22 protein-coding genes are annotated in these 25,243 nt (G+C 69.4%); 5 read left to right on the top strand and 17 right to left on the bottom strand.

Going from position 1 to position 25,243, the window contains the following annotated elements:
* Positions 1–4 precede the first annotated feature (4 nt).
* From ACTVZP_RS05985 to dapD, 7 genes are all read right to left on the bottom strand, one after another.
* Positions 5–2,791 carry an error-prone DNA polymerase gene (locus ACTVZP_RS05985; RefSeq protein WP_443211196.1) on the bottom strand — a complete coding sequence of 929 codons (2,787 nt, stop codon included), beginning with the start codon at positions 2,789–2,791 and terminating at the stop codon, positions 5–7.
* 84 nt (positions 2,792–2,875) lie between these two features.
* Positions 2,876–4,132: a lytic murein transglycosylase gene (locus ACTVZP_RS05980; protein WP_443211195.1), complete on the bottom strand. Its 1,257-nt coding sequence runs from the start codon at positions 4,130–4,132 to the stop codon at positions 2,876–2,878.
* A 241-nt stretch (positions 4,133–4,373) separates the two neighbouring features.
* A complete protein-coding gene (rnr, locus tag ACTVZP_RS05975; RefSeq protein WP_443211437.1) occupies positions 4,374–6,626 on the bottom strand; it encodes a ribonuclease R in 2,253 nt (750 codons plus the stop codon).
* A 134-nt stretch (positions 6,627–6,760) separates the two neighbouring features.
* Complete coding sequence (locus ACTVZP_RS05970) at positions 6,761–7,177, bottom strand: GNAT family N-acetyltransferase (RefSeq protein WP_443211194.1); 417 nt, start codon at positions 7,175–7,177, stop codon at positions 6,761–6,763.
* Complete coding sequence (dapE, locus tag ACTVZP_RS05965; RefSeq protein ID WP_443211193.1) at positions 7,174–8,316, bottom strand: succinyl-diaminopimelate desuccinylase; 1,143 nt, start codon at positions 8,314–8,316, stop codon at positions 7,174–7,176. The genes ACTVZP_RS05970 and dapE overlap by 4 nt, the downstream gene beginning before the upstream one ends.
* Before the next feature lie 90 nt (positions 8,317–8,406).
* The gene (locus ACTVZP_RS05960) at positions 8,407–8,736 is read right to left on the bottom strand and encodes a hypothetical protein (protein WP_443211192.1); all 330 of its coding nucleotides are present in this window, start codon (positions 8,734–8,736) and stop codon (positions 8,407–8,409) included.
* Positions 8,737–8,885: 149 nt separating this feature from the next.
* Positions 8,886–9,710 carry a 2,3,4,5-tetrahydropyridine-2,6-dicarboxylate N-succinyltransferase gene (gene dapD, locus ACTVZP_RS05955; RefSeq protein ID WP_443211191.1) on the bottom strand — a complete coding sequence of 275 codons (825 nt, stop codon included), beginning with the start codon at positions 9,708–9,710 and terminating at the stop codon, positions 8,886–8,888.
* Between the two features lie 83 nt (positions 9,711–9,793).
* Between dapD and ACTVZP_RS05950 the strand changes: the two genes are divergently transcribed.
* A complete protein-coding gene (locus ACTVZP_RS05950) occupies positions 9,794–10,600 on the top strand; it encodes a TIGR00730 family Rossman fold protein (protein WP_443211190.1) in 807 nt (268 codons plus the stop codon).
* A gap of 55 nt (positions 10,601–10,655) precedes the next feature.
* Here the strand turns inward: ACTVZP_RS05950 and ACTVZP_RS05945 are convergent, their stop codons facing one another.
* Together ACTVZP_RS05945 and ACTVZP_RS05940 are read right to left on the bottom strand one after the other, a co-directional pair.
* The gene (locus tag ACTVZP_RS05945; RefSeq protein WP_443211436.1) at positions 10,656–10,997 is read right to left on the bottom strand and encodes a DUF2794 domain-containing protein; all 342 of its coding nucleotides are present in this window, start codon (positions 10,995–10,997) and stop codon (positions 10,656–10,658) included.
* A 499-nt stretch (positions 10,998–11,496) separates the two neighbouring features.
* Complete coding sequence (locus tag ACTVZP_RS05940) at positions 11,497–12,486, bottom strand: asparaginase (protein WP_443211189.1); 990 nt, start codon at positions 12,484–12,486, stop codon at positions 11,497–11,499.
* Positions 12,487–12,654: 168 nt separating this feature from the next.
* Between ACTVZP_RS05940 and ACTVZP_RS05935 the strand changes: the two genes are divergently transcribed.
* The 3 genes from ACTVZP_RS05935 to ACTVZP_RS05925 all read left to right on the top strand — a co-directional run bounded on the left by ACTVZP_RS05935 (position 12,655) and on the right by ACTVZP_RS05925 (position 15,737).
* Positions 12,655–13,185 carry an invasion associated locus B family protein gene (locus ACTVZP_RS05935; protein ID WP_443211188.1) on the top strand — a complete coding sequence of 177 codons (531 nt, stop codon included), beginning with the start codon at positions 12,655–12,657 and terminating at the stop codon, positions 13,183–13,185.
* 138 nt (positions 13,186–13,323) lie between these two features.
* Complete coding sequence (gene rlmN / locus ACTVZP_RS05930) at positions 13,324–14,502, top strand: 23S rRNA (adenine(2503)-C(2))-methyltransferase RlmN (protein WP_443211187.1); 1,179 nt, start codon at positions 13,324–13,326, stop codon at positions 14,500–14,502.
* A 14-nt stretch (positions 14,503–14,516) separates the two neighbouring features.
* Positions 14,517–15,737, top strand: a complete 1,221-nt coding sequence (locus ACTVZP_RS05925; protein ID WP_443211186.1) for a winged helix-turn-helix domain-containing protein — start codon at positions 14,517–14,519, stop codon at positions 15,735–15,737.
* Between the two features lie 135 nt (positions 15,738–15,872).
* Here the strand turns inward: ACTVZP_RS05925 and ACTVZP_RS05920 are convergent, their stop codons facing one another.
* From ACTVZP_RS05920 to ACTVZP_RS05910, 3 genes are all read right to left on the bottom strand, one after another.
* Positions 15,873–16,685 (bottom strand): C40 family peptidase, encoded by an 813-nt coding sequence (locus tag ACTVZP_RS05920; protein ID WP_443211185.1) that lies wholly within the window; start codon positions 16,683–16,685, stop codon positions 15,873–15,875.
* The gene (locus ACTVZP_RS05915; RefSeq protein WP_443211183.1) at positions 16,685–18,070 is read right to left on the bottom strand and encodes a leucyl aminopeptidase family protein; all 1,386 of its coding nucleotides are present in this window, start codon (positions 18,068–18,070) and stop codon (positions 16,685–16,687) included. The genes ACTVZP_RS05920 and ACTVZP_RS05915 overlap by 1 nt, the downstream gene beginning before the upstream one ends.
* Positions 18,071–18,138: 68 nt before the next feature.
* Positions 18,139–18,522, bottom strand: a complete 384-nt coding sequence (locus tag ACTVZP_RS05910) for a hypothetical protein (protein WP_443211182.1) — start codon at positions 18,520–18,522, stop codon at positions 18,139–18,141.
* A 139-nt stretch (positions 18,523–18,661) separates the two neighbouring features.
* On the opposite strand from ACTVZP_RS05910, the gene ACTVZP_RS05905 reads away from it, so the two are divergent.
* Positions 18,662–19,306, top strand: a complete 645-nt coding sequence (locus ACTVZP_RS05905; protein WP_443211181.1) for a carbonic anhydrase — start codon at positions 18,662–18,664, stop codon at positions 19,304–19,306.
* A gap of 128 nt (positions 19,307–19,434) precedes the next feature.
* Here ACTVZP_RS05905 and ACTVZP_RS05900 read toward each other — a convergent pair whose 3' ends face one another.
* The 5 genes from ACTVZP_RS05900 to ACTVZP_RS05880 all read right to left on the bottom strand — a co-directional run bounded on the left by ACTVZP_RS05900 (position 19,435) and on the right by ACTVZP_RS05880 (position 24,958).
* Positions 19,435–20,457: an aspartate-semialdehyde dehydrogenase gene (locus ACTVZP_RS05900; RefSeq protein WP_443211180.1), complete on the bottom strand. Its 1,023-nt coding sequence runs from the start codon at positions 20,455–20,457 to the stop codon at positions 19,435–19,437.
* A gap of 197 nt (positions 20,458–20,654) precedes the next feature.
* On the bottom strand, positions 20,655–21,284 hold the full coding sequence (locus tag ACTVZP_RS05895; RefSeq protein WP_443211179.1) for a glycosyltransferase family 29 protein: 630 nt from the start codon (positions 21,282–21,284) through the stop codon (positions 20,655–20,657).
* Positions 21,281–22,315, bottom strand: a complete 1,035-nt coding sequence (locus tag ACTVZP_RS05890; RefSeq protein ID WP_443211178.1) for a glycosyltransferase family 4 protein — start codon at positions 22,313–22,315, stop codon at positions 21,281–21,283. The genes ACTVZP_RS05895 and ACTVZP_RS05890 overlap by 4 nt, the downstream gene beginning before the upstream one ends.
* 48 nt (positions 22,316–22,363) lie before the next feature.
* Complete coding sequence (locus tag ACTVZP_RS05885; protein WP_443211177.1) at positions 22,364–23,536, bottom strand: MFS transporter; 1,173 nt, start codon at positions 23,534–23,536, stop codon at positions 22,364–22,366.
* A 183-nt stretch (positions 23,537–23,719) separates the two neighbouring features.
* Positions 23,720–24,958 (bottom strand): MFS transporter, encoded by a 1,239-nt coding sequence (locus ACTVZP_RS05880; RefSeq protein ID WP_443211176.1) that lies wholly within the window; start codon positions 24,956–24,958, stop codon positions 23,720–23,722.
* Positions 24,959–25,243: the final 285 nt, after the last annotated feature.

Raw genomic sequence — 25,243 nt, 5'->3', positions numbered from 1 at the left:
CGCCTCAGAGCAGCGGCCGCAGCAGCGCCATCGGATGCGCCCGCAGGGTCAGGCGGAAGGCGACGTAATCCTCGACCACCTCCTCGCCCAGCGTCATCTCGCGCAGGGCCACAGCGGGCTCGACGATGCCCTCGCCGTCCATGTCGCCCGCGAAGAGCGGAAGCGGCCGCTCTCCCGTGAGGGCGCGGGCCTGCCACATCGCCTCGCGCCGCGAGAGGCCGAGGGCGGCGAAACAATCCGCCTCGGCCAGCCGCGTCACCGTTGCGGGCGAGGCCCCCGCCCGCCGCCAGACATCCCCGACGGCCCGGTAGCCGTTGCCTCGGGCCGCGACGATCCAGAGCGCCTCCTCTTCCGGCACGCCCTTGATCTGGCGGAACCCGAGCCGGAGCGCGAGGCGGCCGCGCCCGTCCGGCTCCATCACGTTGTCCCAGCGGCTGGCGTTGATGCAGGGCGGCAGAACCACCACCCCATGGGCGCGCGCGTCCCGCACGATCTGCGCCGGCGCATAGAAGCCCATCGGCTGCGAATTCAGCAGCGCGCAGGCGAAGATGCCCGGGTGATGGCACTTCAGCCAGGCCGAGGCATAGACGAGGAAGGCAAAGCTTGCCGCGTGGCTCTCGGGGAAGCCGTAGGATCCGAAGCCCTCGATCTGCGAGAAGCAGCGGGCGGCGAAGTCCTCGTCGTAGCCGTTGGCGCGCATCCCCTCCATGAAGCGGTCCTTCAGCGCCGTCACGTTGCCGTGCTTCTTGAAGGTGGCGAGCGCCCGGCGAAGGCGGTCGGCCTCGTCGGGGGTGAAGCCCGCGCCGATGATGGCGATCTGCATCGCCTGTTCCTGGAAGAGCGGCACGCCCAGCGTCTTGCCCAGCACCTCGCCGAGTTCATCCGAGGGAAAGCTTACCGTCTCCTCGCCGTTCCGCCGCCGGATGTAGGGATGCACCATGTCGCCCTGGATCGGGCCGGGGCGGATGATCGCCACCTGGATCACGAGGTCGTAGAAGCGCCGGGGACGCATCCTGGGCAGGAAGTTCATCTGGGCCCGCGACTCCACCTGGAACACGCCCAGCGAGTCCGACCGGCACAGCATGTCGTAGGTGGGCCCGTCCTCCTCGGGCAGGGTGGCGAGAGAGTAGCGCGTGTGGTGGTGCCGCTCGATCAGGTCGAAGGCCTTGCGGATGCAGGTCAGCATCCCCAGCGCCAGCACGTCGACCTTGAGGATCCCCAGCGCGTCGATGTCGTCCTTGTCCCAGCAGATGACCGTCCGATCCTCCATCGCCGCGTTCTCGATGGGCACGAGTTCGTCGAGCCGCCCCTCGGTGATCACGAAGCCGCCGACATGCTGCGAGATATGGCGCGGAAAGCCCTGGATCTCGTCGATGAGTTGCAGCGTCAGCCAGAGCCGCCGGTCGGCCGGGTCGAGGCCGATCTCGCGCAGGCGCTGCTCGGTGAGGGATCCCGGCCCGCCCCAGCCCCAGATCTGGCTCGACATCGCGGCCAGCGTATCCTCGGAAAGCCCCATCGCGCGGCCGACCTCGCGCACCGCCCGCTTGCCGCGATAGTGGATCACCGTGGCGCAAAGGCCGGCGCGATGCCGCCCGTAACGCTCGTAGATGTGCTGGATCACCTCCTCGCGCCGCTCGTGCTCGAAATCCACGTCGATGTCGGGGGGCTCGTTCCGGGCCTCGGACACGAACCGCTCGAAGACCATGGTGCCGATCTCGGGGCTGACCGAGGTCACCCCCAACGCATAGCAGACGATGGAATTCGCCGCCGAGCCGCGGCCCTGGCAGAGGATGCCCCGATCGCGCGCGAAGCGGACGATGTCGTGGACGGTGAGGAAATAGGGCTCGTAGCCGAGCTTGCCGATCAGCTCCAGCTCGTGCCGCGCCTGGGCCTCGACCTTCGCCGGCGCGCCTGACGGATAGCGCCAGTCGAGCCCCTCGCGCGTCAGCCGGGCGAGCCGGTCCGAAGGACCCTCGCCATCGGCGATCTCCGAAGGGTATTCGTAGCGCAACTCGCTCAGGCAGAAGCCGAGCCGGCCGGCGATCTCGGCGCTGCGGAACACGGCTTCCTCGTGGCCCGGATAGAGGCGCAGCATCTCGGCCTCCGAGCGGATGCGCTGCTCGCCATTGGCCAGCGCCCGGCGGCCGAGCTCATCCACCCGGCAGCCGAGCCGGATCGCGGTCAGCACGTCGGCCAGCCGCCGCCGCGCCCCGTGGTGCAGGATCGGCAGGCCGGAGGCGACGGTGGGCACCCCCAGCCGCGCGGCCAGCAGCGCCAGCCGCTCGAACCGCTGCCGGTCCTGCCCCGCATACTGCGGCGCGAGGATCAGCGAGACCCGCCCGGGACAGCACGTGGCCAGCTGCCCCGCCAGCGCCCGCCACTCCGCCGAGGGACGGGCGGGCGGGTGGAGCAGCAGCTCCTGCCCCTCGGCATGGGCGAGCAGATCGGCGAGGCCCAGGTTGCAGCCGCCCTTGGGCGCCGCCCGCCGCCCGACGGTCAGCAGCCGGCAGAGCCGGCCCCAGGCGGCGCGGTCGCGCGGCAGGACGGTCACGGTGACACCCTCGCGCACCACCACCCGCGCCGCCGGGACGAGGCGCGGGGCCGATCCCGTCTCGCGCAGAATCTCCTTTGCCTCGCAGAAGGCGCGCACGATCCCGGCGACCGAGTTCTCGTCGGCAATCGCCAGCGCAGGCAGCCCCAGAGAGGCGGCGCGCCGCATCAGCTCCTCGGGATGCGAGGCGCCGGTGAGAAAGGTGAAATTCGACGTGGCCGACAGTTCCACGAACGGCATGGCAGTGCCCGAGTCGCTTGAACGAAAAGGGAACATACCTCGCATGGGAACGGAAGGGGAGTCCCTCCGTGCCGGCGCTCCGGCTCAGGCCCCCTCGCGCAGCCGGTTCAGGATCGCCTCGTTGGCATAGCCGTCGGCGACGAGACCCCGCGCCGCCTGCCAGGCCCGAAGGGCTGCGAGCGTGTTCGGCCCGATCATCCCGTCCGCACCGCCCGTGTCGAAGCCTGCCGCCGTCAGCAGCCGCTGCAGCTCGGTCCGCTCGGCCGCGGCCAGCGCCCGGTCGCCCCGCGGCCAGCCGCCCGTGAAGGCAGGCCCGCCCTTCAGCCGGTCGGCAAGATGGCCCACGCCGATCACATAGGCATCGGCCGGATTGTAGCGCGAGATCGCGCGGAAGTTCGGATAGATCAGGAAGGCCGCCCCCTGCGCCCCGGCCGGCAGGAGAAGCGCGGCCTCGCCCGCCGGCAGCGGTGCGCCATCGGGCCGGCGGAGGCCGAGTGCCTGCCACTGCCCGACAGGCTGGCGCAAGGCCTTGCCGCTCCGCGCGAAGTCGAAGCCCGGGGGCAGCCGCACCTCGACGCCCCAGGGCTCGCCCCTCCGCCAGCCCGATGCGGCCAGATAGGCGGCCGTCGAAGCCAGGGCATCCGAGGGATCCTCCGACCAGATATCGCGCCGCCCGTCGCCCGTGAAATCCACCGCATGGGCAAGGTAGGAGGTCGGCATGAACTGCGTATGCCCCATCGCCCCCGCCCAGCTTCCGGTCATCGCCTCGGGCCGCACGTCGCCACTGTCGAGGATCTTCAGCGCCGCGATCAGCTGCTCCTCGAAGAAGGCAGCGCGCCGTCCGTCATGCGCCAGCGTCGCCAGCGCCCCCACGAGCGGATGGTCGCCGCGCCGCGTCCCGTAGGAGGTCTCCATCCCCCAGACCGCCACGACGATCTCCTTCGGCACCCCGTAGCGCGCCTCGATCCGCCCAAGCGGCGCCGCGTGCCGCGCGAGAGCCTCGCGGCCATTCGCGATCCGCGTCTCGGACACGGCGGCATCAAGATAATCCCAGAGCGTTCTATTGAACTCGGCCTGGTTGCGGTCGCGCGCCACGGCCTCCGCATCGTAGCGAACGCCCCGGAAGGCCGCGGCGAAGGTTTGGGGCCGGATGCCCGCGGCCAGCGCCCGCGGCCGGAACCCCTCCACCCAAGCCTCGAGCCCGGCCTGCGCCGCCCGCTCCGCCTCGGTCATGGTCACCGGAACCACCCCCCGCTCCACCGGTCGCTGCGACACCGCCACCGGTTCGGCGGCCGCCGGCCCGACTGCCGCCAGGCACAGCCCCAGAAGGAAAATCCGCATCCTGTCCCCACCTGCTCTTGCTCTTCTCGTTCCGGCAACTTTAGCGCGAGCAGGCCCATCCGCAAAGCCGGAAGCGGAGAACGCAGCCACGACCGGCCATCCGCGCGAGACATCCGCCAGCAAGGCACATCAAGTGCACCAGGGCCCGCTACCTGCACCGACGGGTATCCTTCACTCTTGAAAAATATCCTCGGGGGGCGCGGGGGGCAGACAGCCCCCCGCCCTGGCCGTGGCGCTGCGGTCAGCGACGTGTGCGCAGCACCCGCCGCTTCGCCTTCCCGGCCTTCGCCGCCTCGCGGCCGGGCTTGCGCGGTGCCGACCGGCCGCGGCGGCCTTTCGGCCCCGGCAGGCCGCGGTCCTCGACCGTCAGCAGCTCGAGCATGAGCCCCCCGGTCAGCGGAACCGCCTCGGCGAGCCGCACCGTCACCCGCTGCCCGATGCCCAGCACCGTTCCCGTATTCGATCCCATCAGCGTCTGGCTCTCGGGATCGAAATGGAAGAATTCGCGCCCCACCGAACGGATCGGGATCAGGCCGTCCGCCCCGCTCTCGTCCAGCTTCACGAACAGCCCGAAGCGCTGCACACCCGAGATCCGGCCGGTGAACTCCGCGCCCACCCGGTCCGAGAGCCAGGAGGCGAGATAGCGGTCGGTCGTGTCCCGCTCGGCCGCCATGCTGCGCCGCTCGGTGTCCGAGATCTGCTTCGCCGTCTCCTCGAGCATCTCGATGTCCTGCGCCGAGAGCCCGTCGTCGCCCCAGCCGTGGCCGAGGATCAGCGCCCGGTGCACGATCAGGTCGGAATAGCGCCGGATCGGCGAGGTGAAATGCGCGTAGCTCCGCAGCGCCAGGCCGAAATGGCCGAAGTTCTCCGGGTGGTAATAGGCCTGCGTCATCGAGCGCAGCGTGGTGATGTTCATCAGCTCGTCGAACTCGGTCCCCTCGGCCTGCGCGAGCAGCCGGTTCAGATGCGCGGTCTTCAGCACCTGCCCCTTGGCCAGGGTAAAGCCCGAAGCCTCGGCCACCTCGCGCAGAGACTCGAGCTTGTCGACCGACGGCTCCTCGTGGACGCGGAAGAGCAGCGGCCGGCGCAGGCGCACCAGCTCCTCGGCGGCGGCCACGTTGGCGAGCACCATGAACTCCTCGATCAGCCGGTGCGCATCGAGCCGCTCTCGGAAGGCCACCGACAGCACGCGGCCCTCCTCGGACAGCTCGATCTTCCGCTCGGGCAGGTCCAGTTCGAGCGGCTGGCGCAGGGCGCGGGCCTGCTTCAGCGCCGCATAGGCGTCGTAGATCGGCCGGATAACATGATCCAGCAAAGGCGCCGTCACCTCGTCCGGCTGGCCGTCCTGCGCCCGCTGCACCTGAGCGTAGTTCAGGCTCGCGCGCGACCGCATCATGCCGCGCGTGAACCGATGGGAAAGTTTTTCTCCTTGCGCCGAGAGCCGCATCCGAACCGCCATGCAGGGCCGATCCACCGCCTCGTGCAACGAACAGAGGTCGCCCGAGAGCGCGTCCGGCAGCATCGGCACGACGCGGTCGGGGAAGTAGGTCGAGTTGCCCCTCCGCCGTGCCTCGCGGTCGAGCGCCGAGCCGGGCCGGACGTAGTGGGCCACATCGGCGATGGCCACCCAGAGGATGTGACCGCCGGGATTCTGCGGATCCGGGTCAGGCTCGGCCAGAACCGCATCGTCGCGGTCGCGCGCGTCGATCGGGTCGATGGTGACGAAAGGCAGGTGGCGCAGATCCTCGCGCGCGCCCATTGGCGCGGGGCCCGCCGCCCCGGCCTCGGCCAGAACCGCCTCGGGGAAGCTGTCGGGGATGCCGTGCTGGTGGATCGCGATCAGCGAGACGGCGCGCGGGCCCGCCGGGTCGCCGAGCCGGGCAGTGATGCGCGCCTGCGGCAGGCCGAGGCGGCGCGGCCCGACCTGTTCGGCCTCGACAAGCTCGCCGTCGCGGGCACCGCCAGTGCCGTCCTGCGTGACGCTCCACTCCTTCTCCTCGCCCTTGTCGATGGGCAGGATCCGCCCGCCCTCCGACCCGCCGCGGAAGATACCGAGAACCTTCGGCTTCGCCCCACCGAGCCTGCGGATCAGCCGGGCCTCGTGGCTGTGGTCCTCGCCCTCGACCTCGGTCACGCGCGCAAGGATGCGCTCGCCCTGCGCCAGCGCCGGATCGCCCTTCTTGGCCACGAAGAGGATGCGTGGCGGCTCCCCCTCGCCGCCCCATTCCAACGGCCGCGCGAAGAGGTCGCCCTGCGCATCCGGCCCCATGATCTCGAGCACCGAAACCGGCGGCAGCGCACCCTGCGGCAGGAAGCTGCGCTTGCGCTTTTCCAGCGCGCCCTCCGCCTCCATCTCGCGCAGGAGCCGCTTCAGCTCGATGCGCGCGGCACTGCCCTTGACGCCGAAGGCGCGGGCGATGTCACGCTTGGCCGTCAGTGACGGGTTCTCGGAAATCCAGTCGAGGATCTGGCTCTTGGAGGGGATCTGGTCCATGCCGAGGAGGTAGCACGCCCCCCGCGCCCCGTCATCCGCAATCAGGAGCAGCCCGGCGCGCGCTTCATCCGGCCGGTCGGACACGACACTGTCCCGGCCCCCGTCACCGGCGCCCGGAAACCGGCAGGGAGACTTCAGAACTCCAGCACCATGTCCTGATGCGGAATGCCCGCGTCCAGATACTCTTCGCCGATGCGTCGGAAACCGAGCTTCTCGTAGAACCCGGTCGCATGGCTCTGCGAGCCGAGCTTCGCGCGGCGGATGCCGGGAACGGCCCGCAGTTCGGACACGGCCGCACGGATCAGGGCGACGCCCACGCCCGTGCCACGGCACTCCGCCAGCACGCAGACACGGCCGATCTTGCCGGTCTCTCCGCGAAGCAGCAGCCGCGCAGTGCCGACCGCCCGCCCTTCATCCATCGCCAGCAGGTGAATGGCCTCGTCGTCGAGATCGTCGATCTCGTCCGCCTCCGGCACGCCCTGTTCCTCGATGAACACGACGCGCCTCAACGCGCGGCAGACAGCGAGGTCGGACGTGCGGGAGACATTCATGCGAAATACTCTTTCAGGACCCGCTTGTAGATCGCCTTGAGCGCCGGGATCTGCGCGACCTCCACCCGCTCGTCGACCTGGTGCATGGTCTTGCCGACGAGGCCGAATTCCACGACCGGGCAGTGGGCCCTGACGAAGCGCGCATCCGAGGTGCCGCCGCTGGTGGAACCTTCCGGCCGGATGCCGGTCTCCGCCTCCACCGCGTCCGCCACGAGCTGCGACAGGCTTCCCGGTGGCGTCAGGAAGCTCTCGCCCGAGATCTTCACGGTCATGTCGATCGCGACGCCGGTTTCCCCCTGAACCCGCTCGGCCTCGGCAGCCAGCCAGTCGGTCAGGCTCGTCCCCGTATGGAGGTCGTTGAACCGGATGTTCACCGTCGCGCGGCAGAGCGCGGGGATCACATTGGTCGCCGGATTGCCGGTGTCGATCGTCGTTACGGCCAGCGTGGAGGGATCGAAATGCTCGGTCCCCTGGTCCAGTTCGTGCGAGGCCAGCCGGTCGATCAGCCGCGCCACCGCGGAGACCGGGTTCCTCGCCCGATGCGGATAGGCCGAATGGCCCTGAACGCCACGCGCGGTGAAAAACGCCGTCATCGACCCGCGACGGCCGATCTTCATCATCTCGCCCAGATGCTCGGGGCAGGTTGGCTCGCCCACGAGGCAGACCGACATGGCCTCGCCCTCGGCGGCCATCCAGTCGAGCAGCGCCACCGTGCCGTCGACCGAGTCTCCTTCCTCGTCGCCGGTGATCGTCAGGATCACCGCCCCGTCAGGCGGCGTCTCGCGCACGAAATCCACCGCTGCCGCGACAAAGGCCGCCACGCCCGACTTCATGTCGGTCGCCCCGCGGCCCCAGAGCCAACCGTCGGAAATTTCGCCGCCGAACGGGTCATGCGTCCATGCGGCGGCATCGCCCACGGGCACCACGTCGATATGGCCGTTGAAGCCGAAGGTCCGGTTCGCGCCCTGGCGGCCCCATCGCGCAAAGAGGTTCGGGACGCCGTTGCGATCGACGCGGGTGCAGGCGAAACCCGCGTCTGTCAGGATCCCCTCGAGCAGGCGGAGCGCGCCGCCCTCCTCGGGCGTGACCGAGGGGCAGCGGACGAGGTCGGCGGTCAGCGCGACGGGATCGAGGGACATGGGTATCTCCAGACAGGGGCCGGGGCTCCGGCAGCGACCGGACGGAGCCCCGCGCGACAATCTTTTCCGGCGCGGACCGGCGGGGACAGGTCAGTCGTAGAAGGGCGTCACCTGCGCCACGACGACGGAATTCTCGGCCAGCGCCCGATCCATGAGCGCACGCTCCTCGTCGTCGATCTCGTCGCCATTCGCCAGTCGCTCCTCGAGCGTGCCGTAGCCCGAGACGTCCAGCGGGGCCATGTCGGCCGTCTTCAGCAGCGCGACCGTCTCGCGCACCGCCTCGGCCTCGTCGACGCCGCTGGCGTAGCACATGAGCGCGGCTCCCGTGGCATCCTTCGGCAGGCCGTCGCCCGCCTTGCGCCCGACCTCGATCACCAGCGTATAGACCTGCTGCGGCCGCTTCTTCTTCTCTTCCGCCATTGGCGCCCTCCTGAAGGCTTGGGGAACGGTTGGCAGGAAACGAGCCGGGCTTCAAGCTCGGTCGTCCGATCTGTCTCGTCCGGGCGAAACCGGGGAGCCGGCCCCAGCCAGCAGCCCCAAGGCAGGCACCGGATTGCGTCTCTCGGCCGTCAGTCGCGCAGCAGCTCGTTGATCGAGGTCTTCGAGCGGGTCTGCGCATCCACGCGCTTCACGATCACCGCGCAGTAGAGGTTCACGCCGCCCTTCGAGGGCATCGAACCGGCCACGACGACGGAGCCTGCAGGCACTTCGCCATACATGACCTCGCCCGTCTCGCGGTCGACGATCTTCGTCGACTTGCCGATGAAGACGCCCATGCCCAGCACCGAGCCCTCGCGGACGATGCAGCCCTCGACCACCTCGGAGCGCGCACCGATGAAGCAGTTGTCCTCGATGATGGTGGGGCCGGCCTGCATCGGCTCAAGCACGCCGCCGATGCCGACGCCGCCCGACAGGTGCACATTCTTGCCGATCTGCGCGCAGGAGCCGACGGTGGCCCAGGTGTCCACCATCGTGCCCTCGTCGACATAGGCGCCGAGGTTCACGAACGAGGGCATCAGAACGACGCCCCTGGCGATATAGGCCGAGCGGCGGACGATGCAGTTCGGCACTGCGCGGAAGCCCGCAGCCTTCCACTGCGCCTCGCCCCAATGGGCAAACTTGCTGTCGACCTTGTCCCACCAGGTCCCGCCCTGCGGCCCGCCGACCTGCACCTCCATGTCCGTCAGCCGGAAGCCGAGCAGCACCGCCTTCTTGGCCCACTGGTTCACATGCCAGTCCGCGCCGCGCTTCTCGGCCACGCGCAGGCTGCCCTTGTCGAGCGCCTCGAGCGTCGCCTCGACTGCGTCGCGGGTCTCGCCCTTGGTGGCCGGGGTGATCGTCTCGCGCGCCTCCCAGGCGGTTTCGATGGCGGCTTCGAGCGCGGAATACGACATGGGGATCACCCTTTTTCATGGTCCTTGACCCGTGAAGCCTATAAAGGCTGGGCCCATTCGCCGCAATGCGCCGAAGGATCATGATGAAGGACGACCGCCGTCACCCGTTCCGCGACAGCTCGCAGGACATGGAATCCGCCCACCGCGTGCCGGACACGCCGCAAAGCCGCGCGCCTGCCTACCGGCTCGCCTTCGCGGATGCCGAATTCCTCATGCGGGACGAACTGCGTCCCGTGCGCCTTCAGCTCGAACTGATGAAGCCGCAGATCGTCATGGACGAGCGCGGGATCGTCTCGACCGTGGTCATGTTCGGCGGCGCCCGCATTCCGGCGCCCGAGCGGAAGGAAACCGCGCCGGAGGGTCTGGCCTCACTTGCTCATTACTACGAGGAGGCGCGCAAGTTCGCCCGTGCGGTGACCGAACGCAGCATGGAGACCTACGGGCGCGAACTGGTGATCGTGACCGGCGGCGGGCCGGGGGTGATGGAGGCCGGCAACCTCGGCGCCCACGAGGCGGGCGGCCAGTCGATCGGCCTCAACATCGTGCTGCCGCACGAGCAGGCCCCCAACGCCTATGTGACGCCGGACCTGTCGTTCAACTTCCACTACTTCGCGGTGCGGAAGATGCACTTCCTGATGCGCGCCCGCGCCGTGGTGGTCTTCCCCGGCGGGTTCGGCACGCTCGACGAGATGTTCGAGAGCCTGACGCTGATCCAGACCAAGCGGATGAAGCCCATCCCCTTCCTGCTCTTCGGGCGCGACTTCTGGGAAAAGATCATCAACTGGCAGGCTCTGGCCGAGATCGGGACAATCTCGCCCGAGGATCTGCAGCTCTTCCGCTTCGTCGAAACCGCCGACGAGGCGCTCGACGCCCTCGACGAGTGGGATTGAGGCCTTTTCGCGTCCTGCCGTCAGGGTCCGCACCTGGACAAGCCGGGCGCCGGGATCAGTCGATCGGGCGGATCAACTTGCGTTCCAGCACGCGCAGGACCTGAGCCAGATCCTGTCCGCGCCGCAGGATCTGTCCGTCCATGCCGAGCACGGCATACATTCCCTGCCGTCCCCGCAGCTTCGGGCGCTTCTCGATCCGATAAAGGGCGTTCTCTGCCGTCCGGCGGAAGATCGAGAACACCGCCACGTCGCGCAGATGCGATATGCCGTAGTCTCGCCACTCGCCCATGGCGACCATGCGCCCGTAGAGGGTGAGGATCTGACCGAGCTCCTGCCGGTCGAAACTCACCTGATCGAAGGTGTGTGAGGTGAACGGGATCGGCGGCTGCACGGTCATGTCACGAAGCTGACGCAATCGACGTGGCATGGCAAGTCCGCTTGGCCGCCGCGGCGCGGCAAGCGCCCGTGAAGCTGCCCTTACCGAAGCTTCGTCAGGCTGCAAAGCAGCCGGTCCTCGGTGCACTTCCCGTCGCGGCCGAGGCGCCGACCGGTCTGCGTTCCGGTCATCCCGCTGCTCCTGCGGCGGAACCCGGCCATCCCGCCTGCCGCCAGCACGACTCCGCGGATCATCTGCTCGAACTGATCGCTTGCGCCGGCCTGCGCCGTTTGGCCGCCCGCCCGGAAAACGCCACGGATCGACCGTTGCCAAGCCGCAATCGACCGAGATGATCCGATCATGTAGCAAGTGACCGATCTTCCCGGCGGTATGGTGAAAACTGTCCCCTGCCTGCCGCCGGACCGGCACCAGTGCTCACGGAAGCTCCGGCCTGCCGGGGCTTCCGGTCAAGTTCCACAGCGACGTGCACGCAGCGCCTCCGGCAGAGGCCGGGGGCGCGTCAGGCGAACCCCGGCGCCTTGCACAGCACCCCTGTCTCGATTCCGCGCCAGTTGGTCTGGACAGCCCCCAGCCGCTTCATCGTCGCCGGATGATCGGGATCGAGCAGCCCGTGCCGCACGAGAAGCGCCGCGATCGCCGCCTCGGAGGCGCGGGTCGATCCGTCGACGATCTTCAGCGCCATTCCGATCCGCTTCTCGGGCACGATCGCCACGAAGACCGCCTCGGCACCCGTCTTGATCGCGGCCCGACCGCGCATGGCGCGCATGAGTTCGGTGCAGGCGCGGCCTTCGCCGGCAACGAGATCCGGATGGGTGAGCATCGCCTCGACCAGCCGGCTCGCCGCCCGCTCGCGCGGTCCGCCGCCGGACGAAGCCGCCGCAAAGAAGGCCATCGCGCGCGCCAGCCCCGAGACGGTGGTGGCGAAGTTCGGCGCAGAGCAGCCGTCGATCCCGAACCCGGGGCTTTCTTCGCCCGTCACCTCCTCGAAGGCCGCACGAATGGCACGCTGCGCGGGATGGGCCGGATCGACATATTCCGAACCCGCCTTCAGGTGCCTCGAGAGCATGAGGAAGCCCGCGTGCTTTCCGGAACAGTTGTTGTGGATCTGACAGGGCGCCTCGTGCGCGCGGATCAGCCGCTCGCGTTCATCCGCATCCGCCGGCATGTGCGCGCCGCACCGCAGGTCGGAGTCCGCGAAGCCGAGGTCGGACAGCCAGCGGCTCACCAGCCCGGTATGCAGCGCCGCCCCCTGGTGGCTGGCGCAGGAAAGGGCGAGCCGCTCGGTCGAGAGGCTCTCGCCCGCACCGCTCTCGAGCAGCGGCAGGGCCTGGATCATCTTGCAGGACGACCGCGGGAAGATCACGGTCTCCGGCTCGCCCCAGGCCTCCAGCAGGCCGGCGTCCGCACTCCAGACAGCGGCATGTCCGACGTGCCAGCTCTCCAGCAGGCCGCCGCGCCAGAGCTCCACCATCCTTGCAGGGCCAGTCATGACATCCCCTCACAGCTGCGCGATTTTGTGCCCAAGGGGGCTTTTTACCGGGGCAAAGCTTGCGCTAAGAAGCGTTATCGGGTTGAAACGGCCTGCGCTACTGGAAAAGCTCGTCACAAGACGGCGTGGAGCGGGCAGAGGCACTGGCAGCTGGAGGCTGTGAACGACATGAGAAGCACGATGGGGCGCCTGCTTCCGGCCGCGGCGATTGTGATCGCCGGTCTCGCGACGGGCGCGACCGCGCAGACCTCGGACAATCTGGTCGCGACCAAGACCGACTGGAGCGTTTTTGCCGAAAGCTCTCCGAAGGAATGCTGGGGCGTATCCACGCCGAAGCAGACCGAGGCGACGCGGGACGGCAAGGCGGTCTCGGTGCGGCGCGGCGACATCCTGCTCTTCGTGACCTACCGGCCCGGCTCCGGCGCCAAGGGCGAGATCTCCTACACCGGCGGCTACCCCTTCGCGCCCGGCTCGACGGTGAACGTGAACATCGGCGGCACGACCTTCGAGCTGTTCACCGACGGCGAATGGGCCTGGCCGGCCAATCCGCAGGACGATGCCGCGCTGCTGGCGGCGATGAAGCGTGGAAGCACGGCCGTCCTCACGGCGCGCTCGGCGCGCGGCACCCAGACCAAGGACAGCTTCTCGCTTTCCGGCTTCACCGCGGCCATGTCCGACGCCGAGACGCGGTGCAAATAGGCTTCGGCTCCTGACGGGTTCCCCGCCTGCGATGTGCCCCGGCCCTGCCGGGGCCTTTTCATGTCCGGCTTCGGTTGCCGGGTTCCGTTTTGCCGACGAATCCCCTATATGAGGCGCTTCCCCGCTTCCGAGGCCGCCATGACCGCCAACGCTCCGATCACCCAGGACGTGATGACCCTGCCGCGCAAGTTGCCGGAGGGCGGGCCGGTCAACATCGTCGGCCTCACGCGGGAAGAACTGCTGGACGCCCTCGTCGCCGCCGGAACGCCCGAGCGGCAGGCCAGGATGCGGATGGGCCAGGTCTGGCAATGGGTCTATCACTGGGGCGTGCGCGACTTCGCGCAGATGACCAACCTTGCCAAGGACTATCGTGCGCTCCTCGCCGAGCATTTCGCCATCGGTCTGCCCGAGGTCGTCACCCGGCAGATCTCGTCTGACGGCACCCGGAAATATCTCATCCGGATCGCGGGCGGGCACGAGGTCGAGACGGTCTACATCCCCGAGGAAGGCCGCGGCACGCTCTGCGTCTCCTCTCAGGTCGGCTGCACGCTGACCTGCTCGTTCTGCCACACCGGCACGCAGAAGCTGGTGCGCAACCTGACGGCGGGCGAGATCGTGGGCCAGCTGATGCTCGTGCGCGACGACCTCGACGAGTGGCCCGAGCGTGGCGCGCCGAAGGACGAGACGCGACTGGTGTCGAACCTCGTGCTGATGGGCATGGGCGAGCCGCTCTACAATTTCGAGAACGTGCGCAACGCGATGAAGGTCGTGATGGACGGCGAGGGCCTCTCGCTCTCGCGCCGCCGGATCACGCTCTCGACCTCGGGCGTCGTGCCCGAGATCGCCCGCACGGCCGAAGAGATCGGCTGCCAGCTTGCGATTTCGTTCCACGCCACGACCGACGAGGTGCGCGACATTCTCGTGCCGATCAACAAGCGGTGGAACATCCGCACGCTTCTGGACAGCCTGCGCGACTATCCGCGCCTGTCGAACTCCGAGCGGATCACCTTCGAATACGTCATGCTCGACGGGGTGAACGACAGCGACGCGGACGCCCGGCGGCTGGTGAAGCTGATTTCGGGGATCCCCTCCAAGATCAACCTGATCCCCTTCAACGAATGGCCGGGCGCGCCCTACCGCCGCTCGACGCCCGAGCGGATCGCGGCCTTCGCCGACATCATCTACAAGGCAGGCTATGCCTCGCCGATCCGCACCCCGCGTGGCGAGGACATCATGGCGGCCTGCGGCCAGCTCAAGTCCGCGACCGAGCGCGCCCGCAAGAGCCGGGCCCAGATCGCCGCCGAATCCGGCCTCTGACCGGGCCGGCGGCCGTGATCCTCCCCAACCCGCTCGCCCGCCGGCTGTTCCTGCATCTCCACGCGCTCGCCGAGCCGCCCACCGGTCCGGCCAAGGGCGAGGCGCTGCTGGCGCTGATCGACCGGCTGGGCTTCGTGCAGATCGACAGCATCTCCACCGTCGCCCGCGCCCATCACATGATCCTCTTCGCGCGGCGGCAGAGCTACCGGCCCGAGGCGCTGGACCGGTTGCTCGCGCAGCGGCGGCTGTTCGAGCACTGGACCCACGATGCGGCCGTGATCCCGACCCGTCTCTTTCCCTTCTGGCACCACCGCTTCCGGCGCGACCGCCCCCGCCTGCTGGCCCGCTGGAAGGGATGGCAGCGCGAGGGCTTCGAGGAGCAGTTCGACACCGTCCTCGCCCGGATCGCCGAGGCCGGGCCGGTCTCGGCCGCGGAGGTCGGCGAGGAGGAGACCCGCAGCGCCGGAGGCTGGTGGGACTGGCACCCGTCGAAGGCCGCGCTCGAATATCTCTGGCGGGTGGGCGAGCTGTCGATCGCCCGGCGCGACTCCTTCCGCAAGCTCTACGACCTGACCGAGCGCGTGATCCCGGCGGAGTTCCTGGCCACCGATCCCGGCGATGCCGCCACCATCCACTGGGCCTGTTCCGAAGCGCTGGATCGTCTGGGCTTCGCCACCTCCGGCGAGCTGGCGGCCTTCTGGGCCGCGGCGACACCTGCCGAAGCTCAGGCCTGGTGCCATGACGCGCTTGCCCGCGACGAGATCGTCGAAGTGCGCGTCGAGGGCGCGGATGGCAGCCTGCGCCGCAGCTACGCGCGGCCGGGCCTTCTGGCGCTGGCCGAGGCGGCGCCCGACCCGCCGCCACGCCTCCGCATCCTCTCTCCCTTCGATCCCGCGCTCCGCGACAGGGCTCGTGCCGAACGGTTGTTCGGGTTCCGCTACCGGATCGAGGTCTTCGTCCCCGAGGCGAAGCGGACCTATGGCTACTACGTCTTCCCGATCCTCGAGGGCGACCGGCTGATCGGCCGGATCGACATGCGCGCCCACCGCGAGAGCGGCAGCCTGCGCATCCGCGCCCTCTGGCCCGAGGCGGGAGTGCGGCTTGGATCGCGCCGGCTCGGCCGGCTCGGCGCCGAGCTCGACCGGCTCGCGCAGTTCTCGGGCTGCGATCAGGTGGTGTTCGAGCCCGGCTGGCTGCGCGAGACGTTGCTGGAAGGGAGTCCGTCGGGGAGCTAGCGCGGCGGCGTCCCTGCGGCGCCGCATCCGGGGCCGAATGCCTCGGGTATCGCCTTCCGTGCGGGGCTGCGGGACCTCAGCGACCGATCCCCATCCTCAGGCGCGCGCCTTCGGTGTGGTCCCGGTCAGGCGCGCTCAGGGCCGCCGCCGCGCCAGGACCGGCCCCTCACCGGCCGCGGCGATGCGCGCGATGGCCGCCTCGATCTCTTCCTCGATCACGCCCATGACGTAGCCCGTGGCATGGATCATCCGCAGCGCGTCGATCGCCATGGCGACATGGCCCTTCCAGAACAGGAGATCGCCCGCCTGCACCTCGCCCTCGACGTTGCTGCCGATCGTCTGCTGCAGGTCGCTGTCGCCGGGGCAGTCGATGCCGCAGGCCAGAAGCGCGGCCTGCACAAGCCCCGAGCAATCAATGCCGGCGCGGCTGTTCCCTCCCCAGAGATAGGGCGTTCCGTGGAAGAAGCGGGCAACCTCGACCGGATCGGAATGGCGGCGGTCGAGCGGCCACAGATGGCCCGCAGGCACCCAACCCCTCGTCGTTTCAAGGAAACTTCGCGCTTCGCCAATGACCGTCAGCCGCGCGCCGAAGCTCAGCGCCGCGATCTCCTGCGCCTGCACCCGCGGCTCGGGATAGAGATGGGTGGCCGGAACCGCCACGCGGTGGGTCGCCACCTCGGGCGCGGAGAGGGACGCCTCCGGAACCCAACCGCAATAGCCGTCCTTCGCGGCGCGGCCGAAGACATGGCCCTCGCGCCGGTCAATCACGAGGAAGCCCTCGCCCATCAGCAATTGCCGGTCACGTGGGCCTTCGGGTCGGGCCAGCAGGTCGACGAGCGGAACGCCCACCTCAGCGGGCTCGCCTTCCGTGAACCGCTCGGCCGCGACCTGCCCCGCCAGCGAGACATGCGCCACCTGCCCGCTGCAGGGCGTCATCCGCCGGTCCATCACAGGCCGAGCATCTGCGGAAGCGCCGTGAGGAGGGCCCGCGCCCCCTGCCCCACCCCGCCCTTGGGCCGGGCCGGCGCATCCGACGGGGTGTGACCGTAAATGTCGAAATGCATGTAGCGCGGGTTCTCCACGAAGCGCCGCAGGAAGAGCGCCGCCGTGATCGATCCTGCGAAGCCGCCCGAGGGCGCGTTGTCGAGATCCGCTATGCCGGGCTCGATAAGCGCCTCGTAGGGTTCCCAGAAGGGCAGCCGCCAGACCGGGTCGCAGGCAGGGCCGGAGGCGGCCTGAAGGGCCACGGCAAGGCCCTCGTCATCCGTGTAGAAGGGCGCCAGATCGGGACCCACCGCAACCCGCGCCGCCCCTGTGAGGGTCGCCATCGAGACGATCAGATCGGCCTCCTCCTCGTCGGCCAGCGCCAGCGCATCGGCAAGGATCAGGCGCCCCTCGGCGTCGGTGTTGTTCACCTCGACCGTCAACCCCTTGCGCGAGATCAGGATGTCCTTCGGGCGCATCGCATTGCCCGCGATGGCATTCTCCACCGCCGGCACCAGCACGCGCAGCCGCACCGGCAGGTCGAGCGCCATGATCATCTGCGCGAGGCCCATGACGGTGGCGGCCCCGCCCATGTCCTTCTTCATCAGAAGCATGCCGGTCGAGGGCTTGATGTCGAGCCCACCCGTGTCGAAGCAGACCCCCTTGCCCACCAGCGTGACGCGCGGCCCGCGCTCGCCCCAGCGCATCTCGAGCAGCCGCGGCTCGCGCGTCGAAGCGCGGCCGACGGCATGGATCATGGGGAAGTTGCGGTCGAGAAGCTTCTCGCCGCGGATCACGGCGGTCTCGGCCCCAAAGCCGTCCGCGAGGGCGAGGAAGGCCGCCTCGAGCTCCTGCGGGCCCATGTCCGAGGCCGGAGTGTTGATGAGGTCGCGCGTCAGCGCCTCGGCCTCGGCCATGGCGAGGAGCCGCGCCCCGTCCCGCCCCTCGGGCAGCTTCAGCCGCGCCTTCGGCAGTCTGGCCGCGCCGCGGTAGCGCGTGAAGGCGTAGGTGGAAAGAAGCCAGCCGAGCGCGGCCTCGTCAGCGGCCTCCGGCGCGAGGTCGCCCTTGAGGTGCCAGTCTCCCTCGGGAAGACCCGACAGGCCGCGTGAGAGACCGAAGCGGCTGCGGGCGCGCGCCTTGGCCGTGCCCGAGCCGATGACGGCCCCGGCGATGCCGCCGCCCGCCGCGGGCAGCAGGCGCAATTCGCCCAGACCGGCCTCGAACCCCGTCGCCGAGAGCCACGCCCGAACCTCGTCGGGCTGACGGGCAAGCCAATCAGCCAGCGCGTCGGAGGCAACGACATGGACAGGCAGCGAATCGGCAGCGGGATCGGCGAAGGAAGGGGACATGGCTGGTTCCGGAAGACGAAGGTCCGGGCGAGCCTAGCCTTTCCTCTGGCACCCGCAAGTCCCGCCTGTCAGAGGCTCCGGTCGAGCAGATCCTTGTCGGAGGCGAGCGATCTCTCGGCCACGCGCAGAAGACGTGCCCAGACCGCCGCGAAGGCGATCATGTCACCCGCCTCGAAGGTCGCGCGCGCATCGGCGGCCACCAGCCCGAGGCTCACCATGCCGAGGTTCTCGGACATGCGCTGCAGACGCCGGAGTCGCCGCGAAAGCTCGGCCAGTTCCCGCGTCTTCACCTGTTGCGACACCGACGCGATGGTCAGCGCAAGCTCGCCCAGCGCCCGGTTCACGATCTGCTCGGCAGCCTTCGTGCCCATCTCGCGATACATGGCGGCAATCGGCTCCGCGTCCTGCCGAATCCGGTCCATCGGCCGCATGGCCGTTATGATGCAGGTCATCTCACCTACCCCCAGTTCACACCCGAGACGAGGGTGCACTCCTGTTGTTGAACGAAAGGTTGCCGAGGCTTGCAGAAATCCCTCGAATTTTTCGGGGCCGCCCCCTATTCAATCGCGTGGACCGACCGAGGACGATGGAATGCATGACGCCAAGCCGCTTCCGAACTACCTAGCCCAGCGCTTCCACGGCTGGCGCGCGACCACCTTCGCCGACAACAAGGCCTGGTACCGCCGACTGGCCGAGAGCGGGCAGCATCCGCGGGCGATGGTCATCTCGTGCTGCGATTCGCGCGTTCATGTCACGTCGATCTTCGGCGCGGACGAGGGCGAGTTCTTCATTCACCGCAACATCGCCAATCTGGTGCCGCCCTACAGCCCCGACGGCCAGCAGCACGGCACGTCGGCCGCTGTCGAATACGCGGTGACCGCGCTGAAGGTGGCGCACATCGTGGTGCTCGGCCATTCCAACTGCGGCGGCGTCAAGGGATGTCACGACATGTGCTCGGGTCGGGCGCCGCAGCTCGAGGAGACCTCGAGCTTCGTGGGCCGCTGGATGGACATCCTGCGTCCGGGCTACGAGCGGGTGAAGGATCTGCCCGAGGACTCGCGGATCACGGCGTTGGAGAAGGAAGCCGTGCTGGTCAGCATCGGCAACCTGATGACCTTCCCGTTCGTGAAGGAAGCCGTCGCCGACGAGGTCCTGACCCTCCACGGGCTCTGGACGCACATCGGCGAAGGCTCCCTCGAGCAGTACGTGCCCGGGCAGGGATTCGTTCCGGTCTGAGGCCGCCGGCCCGCCCCGCCCCGCTGAGGAGCCGCAGCCCTCGCGGCTGACGCTGCCTGACGCGGCGGCTCATGGGTCGAAGCGGCGGAAGGCGCCGGCGTGGCCGGCCACCCTCCGCCGTGAGTGCCTCAGCCCTTCTTGAGGCAGCGATTGCCCAGAACCTCGGCGATCTGCACTGCGTTGAGGGCGGCGCCCTTGCGCAGGTTGTCCGAAACGCACCAGAGGTTCAGGCCGTTGTCGATCGTGGAATCCTGCCGGATGCGGCTGATGTAGGTGGCGTAATCGCCCACGCATTCGACAGGCGTGATGTAGCCGCCCGGCTCGCGCTTGTCGACGACGAGCACGCCGGGCGCCTCGCGCAGGATGTCACGCGCCTCCTCCTCGTCGAGGAAGTCCTCGAACTCGATGTTGATCGATTCCGAGTGACCCACGAAGACCGGCACCCGCACGCAGGTCGCGGTGACCTTCACCTTGGTGTCGAGGATCTTCTTCGTCTCGGCCACCATCTTCCACTCTTCCTTGGTGGAGCCGTCCTCCATGAAGACGTCGATGTGAGGGATCACGTTGAAGGCGATCTGCTTGGTGAACTTCGACGGCGCCACTTCCTGACCGGGAACGTAGATCCCCTTGGTCTGGTCCCACAGCTCGTCGATGCCCGCCTTGCCCGCGCCGGAAACCGACTGGTAGGTGGACACCACCACGCGCTTGATCCTGGCCCGGTCGTGCAGCGGCTTCAGCGCCACCACCATCTGCGCGGTCGAGCAGTTCGGGTTGGCGATGATGTTCTTGGCCTTGTAGCCCTCGATCGCGTCCGCGTTCACTTCCGGCACGATCAGCGGCACCTGCGGGTCGTAGCGGTAGAGCGACGAGTTGTCGATCACGACGCAGCCCGCGGCCGCAGCCTTCGGCGCATAGATCTTCGTTGCGTCGGAACCCACCGCGAAGAGCGCGATGTCCCAGCCGGTGAAGTCGAAGGTGTCGAGGTCCTTGGTGGTCAGGGTCTTGTCGCCAAAGCTCACCTCGGTGCCGAGCGACTTGCGGCTCGCGAGAGCGGCAATCTCATCCACCGGAAACTCGCGCTCGGCGAGGATGTTCAGCATTTCACGGCCCACGTTGCCCGTGGCACCCGCGACGACGACCCTGTAGCCCATCGGGGACCCCTTCTCATGTCGGAATGACGCGCCCCCATAGCGCAAGCGGGGTTAGGGGGAAAGGGGAATCGGGGATGGCAGCCCGTGCCGGCCTCGGGATCGGAAGGACGGGTCAGGACTGCAACGCCCGGTACCGCAAGGCAGTGGCCAGCCCCCTCGCGCCCACCACGGATCCGCCTGCGGCGACGGCGACGTGCTCAGGATGCCGGCTGACGGCGCATCCTGAAGCGAGGGTCGCGCTCGAGCAGCGTGCTGACGAAGGCCGCCTCGGCAGGGAAGTCGTGCGGCACCTGCGCCGCGGTCCGGCTGCCCGTGAGCGAGAGGCTGTCGAAGAAGTCGAACCCGTAGAGCGAAACCGAGGCGACGCGGCTCCTGGACAAGAGTTCGATCATCATGAGTCCGGTCGAGGGCTGCGCGTTCAGGCGACGTCGCAGATCCTCGTACTCTGCCCGGGGATGCAGGTAGAAGCCCCGGCGACTCGCGACGTGCCAGGGCAGGCGCTTGCGCTTGTGCGACATCCAGAGCGTGAGACGGGGCGCCAGCCGGTCCAGCGCCTCGGCCTTCAGCGAGGTCGCCAGTGCCAGCGCATCCGTCCGAGTTCCGTGGCTCGCCGCGGCGGGCATCGGCGCCCGGTTCAGCCGGATCACCAGATCGGCCGCGTCGATCTCCTCGCCGAAGGCGGCGTCGGCGAGGCTGCGGGCATTGCCCACAAGTGCGATGCGTTCTGTGGCGAAGCGGGCGAGCAGCGCCTCCTCCGAGAGCGACAGCGACGCCAGCGGCGCCTCCTGCCGGAGGGTGCGGGCGAGAAGGAAGCCGAAACGGTTCATGCAAGAAGCCTCCGGTAGAGCGCGACGAGGGCCGCGGCTTCGTCCTCGATGCGGAACCCGGCAAGAGTCCGGGCGCGGGCGGCTTCGGCCATGCGCGCCCGTCCCTCCTTGTCGTCGAGCAGCGCGCCGACCTCTGCCACCATCGCCTCGAGATCGCCGGGAGGCACGAGCCGGCCGGTCTCGTCGTTCACCAGTTCCTCGAAGGCGCCGACGCGGGTCGCCACCACCGGCACGCCGCAGGCCATCGCCTCGAGGGGCGTCAGGCCGAAGCCCTCCCACCGCTGCGGCGCGACGTAGAGATCCAGCGCGCGGTACCAGTCGGGCATCCGGTCGACCGTCACCTCCGGGCGGAAGAGGATGCGGTCGCCGAGGCCGGCCGCCGCGACCTCGCGGCGGAGCCCGTCGAGGAAGGACTGGTGCTCGCCCACTGCGCGCCCCATCACGACCGCGGCGACGCCCGGCCGCGCGGGCAGCAGCCGCATCATCGCGTGAACGAACACGTCCGTGCCCTTCTGCGCCCGGATGCGTCCGTAGCAGCCGACCAGCACCGCCTCGGGCAGGCCGAGGCGTGCGCGCACGGCGGCGCGGTCGCCCGGCCGGAAGGTTCCGGTGTCGATCCCGTGCAGGATCACCTCGCAGGGCCGCTCGAGATAGGAGGCCGTCCGGCGCGAGGTCGCGACCAGCGCGTCCATCCGGCCGATGAGCCAGCGTGTGTAGCCCGTGTGCCTGCGCTGCGAGGCCGAGGTGAACAGAAGCTTCAGCCGCCGGCGCAGCAGGTGGCGCAGCACAAGGCCCAGCAGCATCTCGGTGTTGCGCCGCGCGTGCCAGACCCGCCAGCGGTCGCGCGGCAGCAGCGGCAGGCGCCAGAGTGGCAGGTGCGGCACGTCGGCGGGCAAGCCCGGCCCGGTCGCCACGATGCCGATGCTGCGCGCCTGCACCGGCACCAGCCGCGCGATGGTCGCGGTCACGCCCGACAGGCGGCGCTTGAGGTTGGGCGCAATGACCTCGATCCGATCCGGCTGCACTGGCATGGTCTCCCTCCGGATCTCTCGTTAGCGCAGGGAGCGGCGGACGGAAAGTCAGTCCGTCCGGTCGCGGCTGAAGGCGTAGATCGCGCAGCCTGCAAGGATGAAGAGCGCGAAGAAGAGAAAGAGTGCGGCATAGGGCGCCGCGGGCGGGACGGGCGCGACCGAGGCATGGACCGCGCCGGTGGCGAACTGCATGATGCCGGGGGCCGCGATCCCGAAGAAGTTGAGCAGCGTCACCCCCCGCCCCATCAGATGCGGCGGCACGAAGGCGCGCCCGTGGGCGATGACCATGGGAAAGGAGGCGCCGAAGAGCCCGATCCCTGCAAAGAGCAGCACGGAGGTCCAGCCCCCGGCCTCGGGCATGGCCCAGAGCGCGAGGAAGCAGACAGCCGTCAGGAGGTTCCCGCCCAGGATCAGCCCCTTCCGCGTGCCTAGCAGCCGGTCGAGCGGTCCATAGGCGAAGCTTCCCGCCACCATGGCAAGCCCCATGACCAGCGTCGCGCGCCCGATCTCGGCTGCCGAAGCTCCGAAGACATCGGCCGAGTAAGGGCCTATCCAGAGCCCGCGCAGCCCGGCCGCGGGCGCGTAGCAGACCACCATCATCGCCAGCACGGGCCAGAGCGCGGGCATCCGCAGAAGCTGGAAGAGCGAGCCGTCGGCGTGGCCCTCGGCGCGTCCGGGATCGCGGACCATCAGCCCGATCGCCGCCGCCACCGCGAGCGTGACGGCGGCCAGCGCCATCAGCGTCTCGCGCCAGCCGAAGGCCTCGACCGCCCAGGCGAGCGGCACCGAGCCTGCGATGTTGCCGAGGCTTCCGATCCCCACCACGGCCGCGGCAAGCGTGCCGAAGACCGCCGGCGAGTAGCTGCGCGCGAAGATGTAGTAGCTCGCCATCAGCACGGGCGAGCAGCCGATGCCGATCAGCGCCATGGCGACCTTGATCGCGCCCGGACCCTCGGCCAGCCCGAAGACCAGGGCCCCGCCCGCACCGCCTGCCGCGAGCAGCACCATCGCGGTCAGACGCGGCCCCACCCGATCGAGCGCCCATCCCACCGGAAACTGCATCAGCGCGAAGGCGAGGAACCAGATGCCAGAGGCCGCCGCGAGATCCTCGGCCGTCAGGCCAAGCTCGTCCTTGAGGACGGGGGTCAGCACCGCGAGGAAGGCGCGGTAGAACTGGCTCAGCACATAGGCCAATACCAGGCAGACAATTCCGGCTCGCATCACGTCTCCTCCCCCAGGCCGCCCGAGGTATATCCACGGCCGCAGGCAGGGCAAGGGGCGCCGCGCCGCGACCCGTGCCGTTCGTGCTTCGTGAAACGCTGATACCCGGATCGCGGCGACCGCCGTCGGCCGGCGTGTCCGCGCCGTGCCATCCGGCACCGCGTCGCCCGGGGGCGGAAGCGATCAGGCCGGCTGCAGCGCGGGGCCCCTGTTCTCGCGGATCGGCAGGTGGACGATGGCCGAGAAGGCGCCGACGCCCACGCCGATCCACCAGACCATCGTGTAGTCGCCGGTCATGTCGTACATGCGTCCGCCCAGCCAGACGCCCATGAAGCTGCCGATCTGGTGGCTGAGGAAGACGAAGCCGTAGAGCGTGCCCATGTAGCGCAGCCCGTAGAGATGCGCGACGAGCCCGCTCGTCAGCGGCACCGTAGCCAGCCACAGCGCCCCCATGGCCAGCGAGAAGAGCAGCACCGAGGCGGGCGTCATCGGCAGCATGATGAAGAGCGCGGCCGCGATGGTCCGCCCGGTGTAGATCGCCGCCAGCAGATACTTCTTCGAATAGCGCTTCCCGAGCCAGCCCGCGGTGACCGTGCCGACGATGTTGGCCAGGCCGATCAGCGAGATCGCGACCGCACCCAGCGCCGAGGTGGTCGTGATCCCCAGTGCGGCGAGCGGCCCTCGCGGATCGATGGCTCCGCACATCTCGGTCACGAAGGCCGGGAAATGCGCCGTGATGAAGGCAAGCTGGTAGCCGCAGGAGAAGAAGCCCACGAAGATGAGCGTGTAGGACGGATCGCGGAAGGCGCGCAGCACGACTGTGCCCAGAGACTCCTCCAGCTCCGCCTTCGTCGCTGTCACGGGCGCCCGCATGAAGGGCAGCGCGAAGATCGCGGCAAGGATCACCGCCGCGAAGATCAGGAAGACGGTCTGCCAGGAATAGAAGCCAAGAAGGATCTCGGCGGCCGGCGCGCCGAAGACCTGTCCCGCCGAGCCCGCCGCCGTGGCGATCCCCAGCGCCAGCGAGCGATGCTCCGGCGCCGTGGCGCGCCCCACCACGGCAAGGATCACGCCGAAGCCCGTGCCCGCGATGCCGAAGCCCACCAGCACCTCGAGCAGCTGGTGCTGCAGCGGCGTCACCGCGAAGCTGGAGAGGACGAGGCCCGCCGCATAGGTCAGCGCGCCCACGACGATCGCGCGACGGTCGCCGAATTTCTCGGCCAGCATGCCGAAGATCGGCTGGCCGATGCCCCAGGCGAGGTTCTGGATCGCGATGGCCATGGAGAAATCGGCACGCAGCCAGCCGAACTCCTCGGCGATGGGGATCTGGAACACCCCGAAGCTGGCGCGGATGGAAAAGCCGAGCATCAGGATGATGCAGCCCGAGATCAGGACGGGCGTGAAGAGCGGGGCTTTGGTCATGGAAGGTCCCGTCGGGCAGGAAGAAGGCGCGAAGGGTGCTCCGCCCGCCGCCGCATCGTCAATCGGTAATTGTTGATGTCATCTTTGTCGTTCCGTGATGGCCCTCCCCGTCCTTGCATCCGCTGCCCAAGGGGTGTGGCCACGGCCACCTGCCCCTTGGCCTTGCATCCGCGGACTGCGGCCCGCGCTGCTGTTTCACTCTTGCGGAAATATCCTCGGGGGAGCTGCCCCGCAGGGGCAGCCGGGGGCAGCCGGGGGCAGACAGCCCCCGCCCCGGCCGGCCCT

The sequence above is a fragment of the Rhodobacter sp. NSM genome, from assembly GCF_052244495.1.
GTDB lineage: Bacteria > Pseudomonadota > Alphaproteobacteria > Rhodobacterales > Rhodobacteraceae > Cereibacter_A.
Note: the sequence above shows the minus strand (reverse complement) of the source record. Positions and strands in the feature narration are given on the sequence as shown.

Coding starts and splice junctions, on each gene's coding strand:
- ACTVZP_RS05985 (WP_443211196.1), bottom strand. CDS start 2,791: ATGCCGTTCGTGGAACTGTCGGCCACGTCGAATTTCACCTTTCTCACC.
- ACTVZP_RS05980 (WP_443211195.1), bottom strand. CDS start 4,132: ATGCGGATTTTCCTTCTGGGGCTGTGCCTGGCGGCAGTCGGGCCGGCG.
- rnr (WP_443211437.1), bottom strand. CDS start 6,626: ATGGACCAGATCCCCTCCAAGAGCCAGATCCTCGACTGGATTTCCGAG.
- ACTVZP_RS05970 (WP_443211194.1), bottom strand. CDS start 7,177: ATGAATGTCTCCCGCACGTCCGACCTCGCTGTCTGCCGCGCGTTGAGG.
- dapE (WP_443211193.1), bottom strand. CDS start 8,316: ATGTCCCTCGATCCCGTCGCGCTGACCGCCGACCTCGTCCGCTGCCCC.
- ACTVZP_RS05960 (WP_443211192.1), bottom strand. CDS start 8,736: ATGGCGGAAGAGAAGAAGAAGCGGCCGCAGCAGGTCTATACGCTGGTG.
- dapD (WP_443211191.1), bottom strand. CDS start 9,710: ATGTCGTATTCCGCGCTCGAAGCCGCCATCGAAACCGCCTGGGAGGCG.
- ACTVZP_RS05950 (WP_443211190.1), top strand. CDS start 9,794: ATGAAGGACGACCGCCGTCACCCGTTCCGCGACAGCTCGCAGGACATG.
- ACTVZP_RS05945 (WP_443211436.1), bottom strand. CDS start 10,997: ATGACCGTGCAGCCGCCGATCCCGTTCACCTCACACACCTTCGATCAG.
- ACTVZP_RS05940 (WP_443211189.1), bottom strand. CDS start 12,486: ATGACTGGCCCTGCAAGGATGGTGGAGCTCTGGCGCGGCGGCCTGCTG.
- ACTVZP_RS05935 (WP_443211188.1), top strand. CDS start 12,655: ATGAGAAGCACGATGGGGCGCCTGCTTCCGGCCGCGGCGATTGTGATC.
- rlmN (WP_443211187.1), top strand. CDS start 13,324: ATGACCGCCAACGCTCCGATCACCCAGGACGTGATGACCCTGCCGCGC.
- ACTVZP_RS05920 (WP_443211185.1), bottom strand. CDS start 16,685: ATGGACCGGCGGATGACGCCCTGCAGCGGGCAGGTGGCGCATGTCTCG.
- ACTVZP_RS05915 (WP_443211183.1), bottom strand. CDS start 18,070: ATGTCCCCTTCCTTCGCCGATCCCGCTGCCGATTCGCTGCCTGTCCAT.
- ACTVZP_RS05910 (WP_443211182.1), bottom strand. CDS start 18,522: ATGACCTGCATCATAACGGCCATGCGGCCGATGGACCGGATTCGGCAG.
- ACTVZP_RS05905 (WP_443211181.1), top strand. CDS start 18,662: ATGCATGACGCCAAGCCGCTTCCGAACTACCTAGCCCAGCGCTTCCAC.
- ACTVZP_RS05900 (WP_443211180.1), bottom strand. CDS start 20,457: ATGGGCTACAGGGTCGTCGTCGCGGGTGCCACGGGCAACGTGGGCCGT.
- ACTVZP_RS05895 (WP_443211179.1), bottom strand. CDS start 21,284: ATGAACCGTTTCGGCTTCCTTCTCGCCCGCACCCTCCGGCAGGAGGCG.
- ACTVZP_RS05890 (WP_443211178.1), bottom strand. CDS start 22,315: ATGCCAGTGCAGCCGGATCGGATCGAGGTCATTGCGCCCAACCTCAAG.
- ACTVZP_RS05885 (WP_443211177.1), bottom strand. CDS start 23,536: ATGCGAGCCGGAATTGTCTGCCTGGTATTGGCCTATGTGCTGAGCCAG.
- ACTVZP_RS05880 (WP_443211176.1), bottom strand. CDS start 24,958: ATGACCAAAGCCCCGCTCTTCACGCCCGTCCTGATCTCGGGCTGCATC.